At 53.9% G+C, this 12,227-nt stretch carries 16 protein-coding genes; 13 read left to right on the plus strand and 3 right to left on the minus strand.

Annotated elements, in window-relative coordinates; genetic code table 11:
• The 13 genes from DFO56_RS19215 to DFO56_RS19275 all read left to right on the plus strand — a co-directional run.
• Positions 1-538 (plus strand): tail fiber assembly protein (locus DFO56_RS19215; protein ID WP_147271694.1); only part of this gene is annotated, 538 nt, incomplete at its 5' end.
• A 131-nt stretch (positions 539-669) separates the two neighbouring features.
• Complete coding sequence (locus DFO56_RS19220) at positions 670-1,680, plus strand: phage tail protein (RefSeq protein ID WP_045513777.1); 1,011 nt, start codon at positions 670-672, stop codon at positions 1,678-1,680.
• A complete protein-coding gene (locus DFO56_RS19225; protein ID WP_045513774.1) occupies positions 1,680-2,276 on the plus strand; it encodes a tail fiber assembly protein in 597 nt (198 codons plus the stop codon). The genes DFO56_RS19220 and DFO56_RS19225 overlap by 1 nt, the downstream gene beginning before the upstream one ends.
• Before the next feature lie 128 nt (positions 2,277-2,404).
• Positions 2,405-3,433, plus strand: coding sequence for a phage tail protein (locus DFO56_RS19230; protein ID WP_045513771.1), 1,029 nt, complete (start codon positions 2,405-2,407; stop codon positions 3,431-3,433).
• Between the two features lie 2 nt (positions 3,434-3,435).
• Complete coding sequence (locus DFO56_RS19235) at positions 3,436-3,876, plus strand: tail fiber assembly protein (protein ID WP_045513768.1); 441 nt, start codon at positions 3,436-3,438, stop codon at positions 3,874-3,876.
• Between the two features lie 322 nt (positions 3,877-4,198).
• On the plus strand, positions 4,199-5,380 hold the full coding sequence (locus DFO56_RS19240; RefSeq protein ID WP_045513765.1) for a phage tail sheath protein: 1,182 nt from the start codon (positions 4,199-4,201) through the stop codon (positions 5,378-5,380).
• A gap of 12 nt (positions 5,381-5,392) precedes the next feature.
• Positions 5,393-5,911 (plus strand): phage major tail tube protein, encoded by a 519-nt coding sequence (locus DFO56_RS19245; protein WP_020454793.1) that lies wholly within the window; start codon positions 5,393-5,395, stop codon positions 5,909-5,911.
• 60 nt (positions 5,912-5,971) lie between these two features.
• Positions 5,972-6,253: a phage tail assembly protein gene (locus DFO56_RS19250; RefSeq protein WP_020454794.1), complete on the plus strand. Its 282-nt coding sequence runs from the start codon at positions 5,972-5,974 to the stop codon at positions 6,251-6,253.
• 32 nt (positions 6,254-6,285) lie between these two features.
• Positions 6,286-6,405: a GpE family phage tail protein gene (locus DFO56_RS19255; RefSeq protein WP_017459930.1), complete on the plus strand. Its 120-nt coding sequence runs from the start codon at positions 6,286-6,288 to the stop codon at positions 6,403-6,405.
• Positions 6,398-8,170, plus strand: a complete 1,773-nt coding sequence (locus tag DFO56_RS19260; protein ID WP_114413897.1) for a phage tail tape measure protein — start codon at positions 6,398-6,400, stop codon at positions 8,168-8,170. Before DFO56_RS19255 ends, DFO56_RS19260 begins: the two co-directional genes overlap by 8 nt.
• 14 nt (positions 8,171-8,184) lie before the next feature.
• Positions 8,185-8,643, plus strand: a complete 459-nt coding sequence (locus DFO56_RS19265) for a phage tail protein (RefSeq protein WP_045513761.1) — start codon at positions 8,185-8,187, stop codon at positions 8,641-8,643.
• Positions 8,643-9,779 (plus strand): contractile injection system protein, VgrG/Pvc8 family, encoded by a 1,137-nt coding sequence (locus tag DFO56_RS19270; protein ID WP_045513759.1) that lies wholly within the window; start codon positions 8,643-8,645, stop codon positions 9,777-9,779. The genes DFO56_RS19265 and DFO56_RS19270 overlap by 1 nt, the downstream gene beginning before the upstream one ends.
• 78 nt (positions 9,780-9,857) lie before the next feature.
• The gene (locus tag DFO56_RS19275) at positions 9,858-10,052 is read left to right on the plus strand and encodes an ogr/Delta-like zinc finger family protein (RefSeq protein WP_045513757.1); all 195 of its coding nucleotides are present in this window, start codon (positions 9,858-9,860) and stop codon (positions 10,050-10,052) included.
• A gap of 429 nt (positions 10,053-10,481) precedes the next feature.
• Here the strand turns inward: DFO56_RS19275 and rplS are convergent, their stop codons facing one another.
• The 3 genes from rplS to rimM are packed head-to-tail and all read right to left on the minus strand — an operon-like array spanning position 10,482 to position 12,217.
• On the minus strand, positions 10,482-10,829 hold the full coding sequence (rplS, locus tag DFO56_RS19280; protein ID WP_004104634.1) for a 50S ribosomal protein L19: 348 nt from the start codon (positions 10,827-10,829) through the stop codon (positions 10,482-10,484).
• A gap of 41 nt (positions 10,830-10,870) precedes the next feature.
• Positions 10,871-11,638, minus strand: a complete 768-nt coding sequence (gene trmD / locus DFO56_RS19285) for a tRNA (guanosine(37)-N1)-methyltransferase TrmD (RefSeq protein WP_020454799.1) — start codon at positions 11,636-11,638, stop codon at positions 10,871-10,873.
• Between the two features lie 30 nt (positions 11,639-11,668).
• On the minus strand, positions 11,669-12,217 hold the full coding sequence (gene rimM / locus DFO56_RS19290) for a ribosome maturation factor RimM (protein WP_017459924.1): 549 nt from the start codon (positions 12,215-12,217) through the stop codon (positions 11,669-11,671).
• Positions 12,218-12,227 lie beyond the last annotated feature (10 nt).

A 12,227-nucleotide genomic window follows, 5' to 3' on the forward strand; every position in this document is an offset into this window, starting at 1 on the left:
ATATAACTTCGCAGCCGATACGCGCGAATATCGTTCGGCCTCGGTGGAGTACCTGGTTGTCGGCGTTGGTATTCCGGCAAACGCAGCCATCGATGCGCCGCCCGCGGTGAAAAGCGGCTTTGCGGTTTGCCGTAAGGCCGATTCGAGTGGCTGGGAATACGTTGCCGATCACCGCGGCGAAACGGTTTATGACATCGCCAGCGGCAAGCAGACGCAACTGGATAAGCTGGGTGATTACCCGGCAGACGTTACACCACTTGCACCAGCGACCGCTTATGATAAATGGGACGGCAGCAAATGGGTGACCGATACAACCGCACAGCAGACAGCGCTTGTCAGCGGGGCGGAACAGAAAAAAACGCAGTTACTGAGTGAGGCCAAAAATACCATCAGCCTGTGGCAGACCGAGTTGCAGCTCGGCATCATCAGCGATGACGATAAAGCCCGGCTGATTGCCTGGTTGCAGTACATCAGGCTGCTCCAGGCGGTGGATACCGCAACGGCACCGGATATCAACTGGCCGCAACAACCGCAATAACACCAGACGGGCTACGGCCCGTTTTTTTCATTCATAGTTGTCCTGCCCATAAACCAACCCCAACCGATAGCCCTGCCCGATGCGCTCACCGGAAAATAGTGCCCACGTTTCCGACAACTGAGAGTAAACGCATGACCGCGAAATATTACGCCATTCTGACCAACCAGGGTGCGGCGAAGCTGGCAGCAGCCACCGCGCTTGGCACGCAAATCCATATCACACAAATGGCCGTCGGCGACGGCAATGGTTCCCTGCCAACGCCCGACGCCACACAAACCCAACTGCTTAACCAGAAGCGCATCGGTGCGGTGAACACGCTCACTGTCGATGCGGCCAACGCAAATCAGATCATTGCCGAACAGGTGATCCCTGAAAACGAAGGGGGCTACTGGATCCGCGAAATGGGGCTTTTTGATGACGATGGCGTGTTGATTGCCATTGCCAACTGCCCGGAAACGTACAAGCCATTGTTACAGGAAGGCAGCGGCCGTACGCAAACCATTCGCATGGCGCTGATTGTTTCGTCAACGGCGGCGGTGACGCTGAAAATCGACCCGTCGGTGGTGCTGGCGACACGCAAATATGTCGACGATAAAGTTATCGAGGTAAAAGCGTATGCCGATCACTTGCTGACCGCACATCTCGCCGCGGCTAATCCACACCCGCAATACCTGCAAGTCGCCGATATTGCAAAGTTTACGCCTGTCGGCGTACCGCTACCTTTTCCTTCAGCGACGCCGCCGACGGGGTGGCTCAAATGTAATGGTGCCGAATTTGATAAGGCGAAATATCCGGGGCTCGCCGCGGTATTCCCGTCTGGATATTTGCCCGATTTGCGTGGCGAGTTTATTCGCGGCTGGGCGGACGATGGTTCCTTAGATGCCGGACGGCCACTATTAAGTATCCAGGGCGACGCGATTCGCAATATTACCGGCATGCTTCCTTGCACTGCACCTTATGGATATGAGCAAGATGGGAGAGGTGCATTATTTGGCGCCGCAAGTTTTGCTCACGGAGGAGGCTCGGTGGAATCTAAAGCGGGTGGGTACGGTATTGGATTTAACGCATCCATGGCAGTACCTACTGCTAATGAAAATCGCCCACATAACATCGCATTTAACTACATCGTGAGGGCTGCATAATGACGCAAGCGACACTGAATCAGAACCTGATTGCCACCGTTGCCGGAGAGCAAACCGTCTATAACTTCGCAGCCGATACGCGCGAATATCGTTCGACCTCGGTGGAGTACCTGGCTGTCGGCGTTGGTATTCCGGCAAACGCGGCCATCGATGCGCCGCTCGCGGTGAAAAGCGGCTTTGCGGTTTGCCGTAAGGCAGATTCGAGTGGCTGGGAATACGTTGCCGATCACCGCGGCGAAACGGTTTATGACATCGCCAGCGGCAAGCAGACGCAACTGGATAAGCTGGGTGATTACCCGGCAGACGTTATACCGCTTGCGCCAGCGACCGCTTACGATCAATGGGACGGCAGTAAATGGGTGACCGATACAACCGCACAGCAGACAGCGCTTGTCAGCGGGGCGGAACAGAAAAAAACGCAGTTACTGAGTGAGGCCAAAAATACCATCAGCCTGTGGCAGACCGGGTTGCAGCTCGGTGTCATCAGCGATGACGATAAAGCCCGGCTGATTGCCTGGTTGCAGTACATCAAGCTGCTCCAGGCGGTGGATACCGCAACGGCACCGAATATCAACTGGCCGCAACAGCCGCAATAACACCAGACGGGCTACGGCTCGTTTTTTGGTGCCCGGTTGTACCGCTCGCAAGCCAACCACATACAATAGCTCTGCTTATGCGCTCACCGGAAAATAGTGCCTACCTTTCCGTAACTGAGAGTAAACGCATGACCGCGAAATATTACACCATTCTGACCAACCAGGGCGCGGAGAAACTGGCAGCAGCCACCGCCCGTGGCACGCAAATCCATATCACGCAAATGGCCGTCGGGGATGGCAATGGCGCGCTGCCAGTGCCGGACGCTACCCAGACCCAATTATTGAACCAGAAGCGTATCGGCGCAGTGAATACCCTCACTGTCGATGCCGACAACCCCAACCAGATTATTGCCCAGCAGGTGATCCCGGAAAATGAAGGGGGATTCTGGATCCGCGAGTTAGGGCTTTTTGATGACGAAGGCACGCTAATTGCCATCGCAAATTGCCCGGAAACCTATAAACCGCTTTTACAGGAGGGCAGCGGGCGTACGCAAACCATTCGCATGTCGCTGATTGTTTCTTCTGCCGCCGCCGTCACGCTGAAAATCGACCCGTCGGTGGTGCTGGCGACACGCAAATATGTCGATGATAAGGTTATCGAGGTAAAAGCCTATTCCGAAGACCTGATGAAACAGCATCTTTCATCAGCGAATCCTCACGATCAATACCTGATGATTGGTAACGCCTTAAAAGAACTGCAATCGGCGGGGCTCGTTGCTGAGGCTCTCAAAAATCTTGGTTTGGGAGAGGCCGCAAAGCAGGGAGTAGCAACAAACGCCCAAATGGTGGCAGGAACGGCCACAAATCTTCTACCGAGTGTTGCAACAGTAATGAGCCTTTTCAGCAAGCGCTCATATTCAGCCAATGATTTTATCCGCATCCCTGATGTGCCAGGTGGATTAATTATTCAGTGGGGAACGGTTATATCTGGCAATTGTGGTGATACCCCATGGACATATCCAACACCTTTTCCTAATGCCCGTCTGGGAGTATGGGGAGCCTTCCACCGGATGGGAACGAGTGGTAGTGATTATCCGACGATATCTTTTAACAACATATCTGATCCAACACCAAAATCGCTGAGTAATTTTATGTTGCGCATTAGCGGTAATGGCGGCGCGGGTTACACGGCTTTCGTTTTCGCAATAGGATATTAATTATGACTAAAGCTTATTTTTCACCCTCATTAAAGTCATTTATTCCAATTACATGGAAAAATGACGGAACCTACAGCGATGAAGACTGGCCTGCTGATGCATTTATTGCAACCGATCAAGAAATCACTATGTACTGGAAACAAACTCCACCTCCGGGGAAATTAATGGGTGTGGCAGGTGGCAGACCTGCGTGGGTAGATGAACCAGCCCCAACACGGGAACAAATTATTGAGCAGGCAAATTCCCAACAGGCATCACTCATACAGAAAGCGTCAAGCAAAATCAGCATACTCCAGGATGCCGTCGATCTCGGAATGGCTACCACAGAGGAAACCGATACATTGACCGCATTGAAAAAATATCGGGTGATATTGATGAGAATAGACACATCAAAAGCGCCCGATATTGAATGGCCTGTCCTGCCAGGCGCTCAGGCCAGTTGATATCAGACGCAGTGGAGGTTACAACGCCCTTCACCGCTTTGATGCATTTTATCCAGGCAGTTACGGGGTGATTGTTATCGGGGTGTATACATGCAAGAAAATATTCGGTCGTGAATAGGATATGCAGGATATCCCCACCTTCTGCACCAATAACGAATATCCCCTGGCCGGAAAAACCGCAATAACAAATAACATCCAACGGGCCCCGGCCCGTTTTTTTTGTCTACCGTGTTGTTTCATCCCCACGCCAACCCCGACAAATAGCGCGTTAGCGCTGTGGTCTGGAAAATAGCACTCACCCCAACACCACGGAGTTAATCGGATGAGTGACTACCATCATGGCGTTCAGGTCGTCGAAATCAACGACGGCACACGCGTCATTTCCACTGTCTCAACTGCTATCGTCGGCATGGTTTGTACGGCCAGCGACGCCGATGTGGCAACCTTTCCACTGAATGAACCGGTGCTTATCACCAACGTGCAAAGCGCCATCGCCAAAGCGGGCACCAAAGGTACGCTGGCATCGTCTTTACAGGCGATTGCCGATCAGGCGAAACCGGTGATTGTTGTGGTGCGTGTCGCGGAAGGTAGCGGCGACGATGCCCAGGCGCAGACGATTTCCAACATCATCGGCACTACCGATGCAAATGGGAAATACACCGGTCTGAAAGCGCTGCTGACCGCTGAAGCGGTGACCGGCGTGAAACCGCGTATTCTTGGCGTGCCGGGTTACGACACACTGGAAGTCGCAACCGCGCTGGCCCCCATCTGCCAGAAGCTGCGTGCCTTCGGTTACGTCAGCGCCTGGGGCTGCAAAACCATTTCGGAAGCTATTAAGTACCGCGAGAATTTCAGCCAGCGCGAGCTGATGGTGATTTGGCCGGACTTCCTCGCCTGGGATACCGTCGCTAACGCCAGCGCCACGGCGTACGCCACGGCGCGCGCGCTCGGCCTGCGCGCTTATATCGACCAGTCTGTTGGCTGGCACAAAACCCTGTCTAACGTCGGCGTTAACGGCGTGACCGGCATCAGCACCCCGGTGTTCTGGGATCTGCAGGAATCCGGCACCGATGCGGATCTGCTGAACCAGGCTGGCGTCACCACGCTGATTCGTAAAGATGGCTTCCGTTTCTGGGGCAACCGCACCTGCTCGGATGATCCGCTGTTCCTGTTTGAAAACTATACCCGTACCGCGCAGGTTATTGCCGACACCATGGCCGACGCGCATATGTGGGCGGTGGACAAACCGATTACCGCGACGCTTATCCGCGACATCATTGATGGCATTAACGCGAAATTCCGCGAGCTGAAAAGCAACGGTTACATCGTCGATGCGACCTGCTGGTTCGATGAATCCGCGAACGACGCCGAAACCCTGAAAGCCGGGAAACTGTATATCGATTACGACTATACGCCGGTCCCGCCACTGGAAAACCTGACCTTACGCCAGCGCATCACCGATAAGTACCTGGCGAACCTGGTCTCCTCGGTTAACAGCAATTAAGGAGCCTGATAAATGGCAATGCCGCGAAAACTGAAATACATGAACGTGTTCCTCAATGGCTACAGCTACCAGGGTGTCGCCAAATCCATCACGCTGCCAAAGCTGACCCGCAAGCTGGAAAACTACCGTGGTGCAGGCATGAATGGCGTCGCGCCGATTGATATGGGTCTCGATGAAGAGGCGATGTCAATGGAGTGGTCGCTGGGCGGCTTCCCGGATGAAGCTATCTGGGAACTGTATGGCGCCACCAGCGCCGACGCGGTGCCGATCCGCTTCGCCGGTTCTTACCAGCGCGATGACACCGGGGAAACGGTGGCTGTGGAAGTGGTGATGCGTGGTCGCCAGAAAGAGATCGACACCGGCGAAAACAAGCCGGGTGAAGATACGGAATCCAAAATCTCCGTGGTTTGCACCTACTTCAAACTGACCATTGATGGCAAGGAGCTGGTGGAGATCGACACCGTCAACATGGTTGAAAAAGTGAACGGCGTCGACCGTCTCGAACAGCACCGCCGCAATATCGGCCTGTAATGCCCCACCCGGTCAGCCTGGCTGGCCGGGTCTTCCCCCCGCAAAAGCAACGAGGATCGTATGAGCCACGAAACAGATAACGTCATTACCCTGCAGACCCCGATTAAACGCGGCGAGCAGTTGATCAATTCCCTTACGCTGATGAAACCGAACGCCGGTACGCTGCGCGGCCTGAGCCTGGCCGCGGTGGCAAACGCCGAAGTGGACGCGCTGATTAAAGTGCTGCCGCGCATCACCTCACCATCACTTACCGAGCAGGAAGTGGGCGCGCTGGATCTGGCCGATATGGTGGCGCTGGCGGGCAAGGTGGTCGGTTTTTTGTCACCAGCTTCGGGACAGTAAATTTTCCGACCAGGCTGTCGGTTGACGATCTGATGGCGGATATCGCGGTGATCTTCCACTGGCCGCCATCAGAGCTCTACCCCTTGAGTCTGAGCGAACTCATCACCTGGCGCGAAAAAGCGCTGCAGCGAAGCGGAAACACATATGAGTAACAGCGTAAATATCGAGGCCCTGCTCGCTGCTGTTGATCAAGCGAAGCGGCCCTTTCAAACCCTGCAGACGGCGAATGTGTCGCTGTCTGACAGCATAAAAGCAACGGAGAAAAACCTGAGCGGGTTGTATGGTCAACTCGCTCAGGTGGATGGCTTAATGCGGGCGGAAAAAGCCCTTACCTCAGTCAATGTGCGGCTGGAAACGATGCAGCAGCGTACGCAAAAACTGGCGGAACAAGGCCCGCCGACGCGCAGCCACGCCAGTCTTTTGCAGTTCACACAACAGCGTGTCAGCCAGCTGCATCTGCAGCGCCTCAACCTGACGGCGAAAGTCGCCAGGCGGAAAAGCGTGGTTACCGAATCCGGCCTTGACGCTGCGGCGCCACTGGCGGAAAAGCTGCGGCTGAAAAGCCGCATCAGCGAAAGTTCGGCGCAGTTGGTAACCCAACAGCAGAGCCTGAAACAGGAAAACCGGCAGCAACGGCAGAAGAAAATCCAGGATGCGCAGCAGAGCATCACAGGGATGGGCGGAAAAGTCGCCAGCCTTGGGAAGGCCAGTATGTCGGTGGCAAACACCGGTTTTAGCCTTGGCAAAAAATTGCTGCAACCGGGTTATGAAGCATCACTGCAAGCGCGCCCTACCGTGCAGCCTGCGCCAGCGGGCACCGCTGTCGCCAGCCTCCAGCAGAGCGCCGGAAACCGGGCTCAGCCGATCGCCAACCAGCAACAAAGCGGCGGCGATGCTGCGGCCGTGACGCAAAACAATGCCGGCAACCTTGGCACGGATTTAGCGGCGCTGCAGGCGGCTTATCAATCCCTGAGCGTGGATATTTTCGCCACCCAGGAGTCGTCGCTGCGCATGCTGGTACAGACTGCGACTGGTTATCTCGGGCAGCTTCAGCAGTGGGTGCAAAATAACCAGGGGCTGGTGCAAAGCTTTGGTCTGATAGCGACGGTGATCGTCGGCGTTGCAGGGGCAATCGGCACTGTCGCAAGCGTAATTGCGCCCGTCTTTACGGGGATCAGCACGCTTATCACCATTGCCACGACATTTGGCAGTGTGTTTACCACCGTTTGTGGTGGGATCATGGCGGTTATCGGCGGACTCACCTGGCCAATTGTTGCCGTGGTGGCTGCCATCGCCGCTGGCGCTGCGCTGATTTATAAATACTGGGAGCCCATTAGCGCCTTTTTTAGCGGCGTGATTGAGGGGATCGTCGCGGCATTTGCCCCCATTGCAGAGATGTTTTCGCCATTACAGCCGGTTTTCGATGCCATCGGCGGTGCACTGCAAACGGTAAAAGAGACCTTTATCGCGCTGCTGACGCCAATCAAGGCCAGCGAGGAGACGCTCACTCAATTCGGCAACCTCGGGCAGAGTGTCGGTAAAATGCTTGTTAATGCATTCACCTGGCCACTGAACCTCTTCCGTTCACTGAGCGAGAGCGCGACGGGGTTGCTGGAGACGCTGGGCATTATCGATAAGAAACCCGCACTGGCGCTCAAACCATCGATCGAGCAACCCGCTACCGGAGGGGTATCCAGCTATATCCAGCCCACAAGTTCGCAGCCGGGGTATAACGCCTATCAGATGGCGCGCCCGTCAACCGGCAGCTCTTACCTCGACCAAAGCCGTACGGAATATAACGTCACGCTGCAGGGCGATGTCACGCCGGGCAGCAGCAACGAACGTTACCTGCAGGATCTGTTCCGCCAGGATGCCGATAACCGGCGCAACAACGCGTTATCCCAATTCAACCCGTAAGGAGAGTTCGCATTATGATGCTGGCATTGGGGCTTTTTGTTTTTATGCGGCAGACGCTGCCATTTCAGAGTATGAGCCGGACCTCAGCGTTTAACTGGAAGAACAACGCGCGTGTGGGCAAGCGCGCGGCGTTTCAGTACATCGGTCCAGGGGAGGAAACCATCGAAATTACGGGCGCGCTCTACCCTGAACTGACTGGCGGTGTGCTGTCGCTTGCAGCGGTACGTCTGATGGCCGATCAGGGTCGCTCATGGCCGCTTATTGACGGAACCGGAATGATTTACGGCATGTATGTAATAAGCAGCGTCACCGAAAATGGTTCTGAGTATTACAGCAACGGTTCACCGCGCAAAATCACCTTCACGCTCAAACTTACGCGCGTTGATGAATCGCTGGAGGCCCTGGCGGGCGATCTTCAGGCCCAGGGGGAACAACTGTTCAGGGATCCGACGAAGATGCTGGGGAACATGTGATGATTGACGTACTCACCCAGGATTTGGGGCGAACAAGCGTCCCCCTGTTTACGCTGAAGCTAAAGCAGAAACAGCATGATCCGCAGCAAGCGCAAAAACAGCAAGTAAAAGACATTACCTACGATATTGCGCCTCGCCTGATAGCATTGACCGTCACCGATAATCGCGGGTTTGAAGCCGATACACTAACGCTAACGCTGGATGATGCCGACGGAAAAATCCAGATGCCGCAGCGCGGTAATGAGGTAAGTGTCGCCATTGGTCGACTGGGAGAACTGCTCACTAATATGGGCACGTTTACCATCGATCAGGTGACACACCGAGGTACGCCGGATCAGGTGGTTGTTACCGGCCGCAGCGTCGATTTTCGCGGCAATATGAATAGCCCAAAAGAGTGGTCATGGCATGACACAACGCTTGGCGAAGTTGTCAAAGATATCGCCTGGCGTAATTCACTGAGCGCCAGTGTCGCGCCAGCGCTGGCAAATATCAAAATCGCCCATATCGACCAGTCTAATGAGTCCGACATTGGCTTTCTTACCCGGCTGGCAACTCGCAACGGTGCCGAAATCGCCGTGAAATCAGGTACGCTGATTTTCCTTGTTCCGGGCATGTGCGTTCGGGGCGGCAAGGTTGTTCCTTCGGTGACGATCACCCGCAGCGATGGCGACTCACACGAGTTTACCCTTGCCGATCGCGCAGCTTACAGCGGTGTGGTTGCCCACTGGCAAGATACCAGAACGCCAAAAGCGCAGACGAAGCAGGTAAAACTGACGCGCAAAACCGCGACAACCAGCAATGAAAAACAGGAAGCGACCGATTACACCGCTGGATCAAAAGATAATATCTATACCCTGCCGACGACATACTCTTCTAAAGATGAAGCCATGCGGGCGGCAGAGGCACAGTGGCAAGATATCCAGCGCAACGCGGCGAAATTTACGCTCACTCTCGCTCAGGGGCGCACCGATATCTCAGCAGAAAGCCCTGTGTATGTTTCAGGCTTTAAAGATGCGATCAACAATACGCCCTGGGTAATCAAAAAAGTGACACATGGCATTGATAGCAATGGTTTTATTAGCAAACTGGAGCTGGAGGTTCGGGTTGATGGCGTTAAATATGAAGTGCAGGAATAGCGTCAAATGCATTCTTTAACTTGCATTTGCAAGTTAAAAGGATAATATAACTGGCATATACACGAGGGAGAAACCACCATGATGCATTGCCCGGTATGCCAACAAGCGGCGCACGCGCGCTCCAGCCGCTACCTCAGTTCTGAAACCAAAGAGCGCTATCACCAGTGCCAGAATATTCACTGTGGTTGTACGTTTGTCACCCATGAGTCGCTGGCGCGTTACATTGTCCGCCCGCCAGCACTGCAAGTGAGCGCGTCCCCCACCGGGAAGTAATCCGGCGAAAATAATCAAAAGCCTGCGCCAGCAGGTTTTTTATTTCTGCATCGATAATAGGTAATGGAAAAAAATACGTGGGCAATGGGTGGTCACAGAGCTTAAAAACCACTGATACAGGAAACGTCCTGGGTTCAGCCTAAATTAAATATGCGTCTGCCTGCCCGGAGAGATGTCGATCCAGATTAAGGATGCGAAACCAGAGTTTGTTAGCGTGCGGATCTACAGGATGCTGTTTTTAGCTCGCAATCAAACCATTAATAAAGCTCGCTGCCTGCTGTGAGCGATTAAAATCCCAAAGCAATACGCCAAAACCTGGCGCTGAACACGTCTAAAGAAGTGTGGTTTTCAGATGGGTATAAAAAAGGGGCTGGCATTACGCCAACCCCTTGTTTCATAACACGCTTTGGATGTAGCGTGTGCGCTATCTTAGTTAAGACGCTCTTTGATACGAGCAGACTTACCAGTACGCTCACGCAGGTAGTACAGTTTAGCTTTACGAACGGCACCACGACGTTTGACAGAGATGCTGTCAACTACCGGAGAGTGAGTCTGGAAGACACGCTCAACGCCTTCGCCGTTGGAAATTTTACGAACAGTGAATGCAGAGTGCAGACCGCGGTTACGAATAGCGATAACCACGCCCTCGAATGCCTGCAGACGTTTTTTGGAACCTTCAACAACCCATACTTTCACTTCCACGGTGTCACCCGGACGGAAGGAAGGTACGTCCTGCTTCATCTGCTCTTGTTCAAGTTGCTTAATAATGTTGCTCATAATTTAATCTCTTATCCTGGGTAAACTGATATTCGGGTGGCTTAAGCCATCCCATCATGTTTCTGTTGCTGTTGCGCGTGTTCCCGTTGGAACTCCGCCAGCAACCTTGCTTGCTCTTCAGTCAGAGCCAGGTTTTCCAGAAGTTCAGGTCTTCTAAGCCAGGTGCGGCCCAGCGACTGCTTCAAACGCCAGCGACGTATCTCGGCATGGTTCCCCGACAGTAACACCGCCGGTACTTCCATCCCTTCTAACACTTCAGGTCGGGTATAGTGTGGGCAGTCCAGCAACCCATCGGCAAAAGAATCTTCCGTTGCCGAAGCTTCATGCCCCAGTACCCCCGGAATAAACCGGGAAACCGAGTCAATCAGCGTCATCGCTGGTAACTCACCACCGCTGAGAACGTAATCGCCGATAGACCATTCTTCGTCAATCTCGGTTTGAATTACGCGCTCATCTATCCCTTCGTAGCGACCGCACACCAGAATCAGTTTCTGATTCGTTGCCAGTTCGCTGACGCCCGCTTGATCAAGCTTGCGCCCCTGAGGCGACAGATAAATCACTTTGGCGCCTTCGCCCGCCGCGGCTTTTGCTGCATGAATGGCGTCCCGTAGGGGGTTCACCATCATTAACATCCCCGGTCCGCCGCCGTAAGGACGATCGTCCACGGTACGGTGCCGGTCGTGAGCGAAATCACGCGGACTCCAGCTCTGGATGCTCAGCAGGCCATTTTTTACTGCCCGGCCAGTTACCCCGTAGTCGGTAATCGCGCGGAACATTTCAGGAAACAGGCTAATTATGCCAATCCACATAGCGCCGTCTTTTACCGTATATCCGGAGGTTTAAAAACCAGGATCCCAATCTACTTCAATGGTTTGAGTAGTGAGATCGACTTTCTTGATAACCTGCCCATCGAGGAACGGAACCAGCCGCTCCTTGATACCAAATGCATCTTTCAGGTTTGCCTTGATGACGAGAACGTCATTCGACCCGGTTTCCATCATATCGACGACTTTACCAAGGCTGTAACCTTCAGTAGTCACTACCTGGCAGCCCATCAGGTCTTTCCAGTAGTAGTCACCCTCTTCCAGTTCCGGCAACTGCGCGGAATCAACGACAATTTCACAATTGGTCAGCAGATTCGCGGCATCTCTGTCATCAACACCTTTCAGTTTGATGACGATGTCCTGATTGTGGTAGCGCCAGCTTTCCAGCTCAATGCTCTGCCACTGACCCGCCTTCTGGATAAACCAGGGCTGATAGTCAAAAATGCTTTCGGCGTCTTCGGTGGAGGAAAACACTCTGAGCCAACCACGAATTCCGTAAGAAGACCCCAGCTTGCCGACAATAATTGGCTCAACAGGGACCGGTGCGGCTTGTTGCTTGCTCATCATGACCACC

Origin of the sequence: Kosakonia sp. AG348, from assembly GCF_003337365.1 — a bacterium.
In the GTDB taxonomy this organism is placed as follows: domain Bacteria; phylum Pseudomonadota; class Gammaproteobacteria; order Enterobacterales; family Enterobacteriaceae; genus Kosakonia.

Coding starts and splice junctions, on each gene's coding strand:
- DFO56_RS19220 (WP_045513777.1), top strand. CDS start 670: ATGACCGCGAAATATTACGCCATTCTGACCAACCAGGGTGCGGCGAAG.
- DFO56_RS19225 (WP_045513774.1), top strand. CDS start 1,680: ATGACGCAAGCGACACTGAATCAGAACCTGATTGCCACCGTTGCCGGA.
- DFO56_RS19230 (WP_045513771.1), top strand. CDS start 2,405: ATGACCGCGAAATATTACACCATTCTGACCAACCAGGGCGCGGAGAAA.
- DFO56_RS19235 (WP_045513768.1), top strand. CDS start 3,436: ATGACTAAAGCTTATTTTTCACCCTCATTAAAGTCATTTATTCCAATT.
- DFO56_RS19240 (WP_045513765.1), top strand. CDS start 4,199: ATGAGTGACTACCATCATGGCGTTCAGGTCGTCGAAATCAACGACGGC.
- DFO56_RS19245 (WP_020454793.1), top strand. CDS start 5,393: ATGGCAATGCCGCGAAAACTGAAATACATGAACGTGTTCCTCAATGGC.
- DFO56_RS19250 (WP_020454794.1), top strand. CDS start 5,972: ATGAGCCACGAAACAGATAACGTCATTACCCTGCAGACCCCGATTAAA.
- DFO56_RS19255 (WP_017459930.1), top strand. CDS start 6,286: ATGGCGGATATCGCGGTGATCTTCCACTGGCCGCCATCAGAGCTCTAC.
- DFO56_RS19260 (WP_114413897.1), top strand. CDS start 6,398: ATGAGTAACAGCGTAAATATCGAGGCCCTGCTCGCTGCTGTTGATCAA.
- DFO56_RS19265 (WP_045513761.1), top strand. CDS start 8,185: ATGATGCTGGCATTGGGGCTTTTTGTTTTTATGCGGCAGACGCTGCCA.
- DFO56_RS19270 (WP_045513759.1), top strand. CDS start 8,643: ATGATTGACGTACTCACCCAGGATTTGGGGCGAACAAGCGTCCCCCTG.
- DFO56_RS19275 (WP_045513757.1), top strand. CDS start 9,858: ATGATGCATTGCCCGGTATGCCAACAAGCGGCGCACGCGCGCTCCAGC.
- rplS (WP_004104634.1), bottom strand. CDS start 10,829: ATGAGCAACATTATTAAGCAACTTGAACAAGAGCAGATGAAGCAGGAC.
- trmD (WP_020454799.1), bottom strand. CDS start 11,638: ATGTGGATTGGCATAATTAGCCTGTTTCCTGAAATGTTCCGCGCGATT.
- rimM (WP_017459924.1), bottom strand. CDS start 12,217: ATGAGCAAGCAACAAGCCGCACCGGTCCCTGTTGAGCCAATTATTGTC.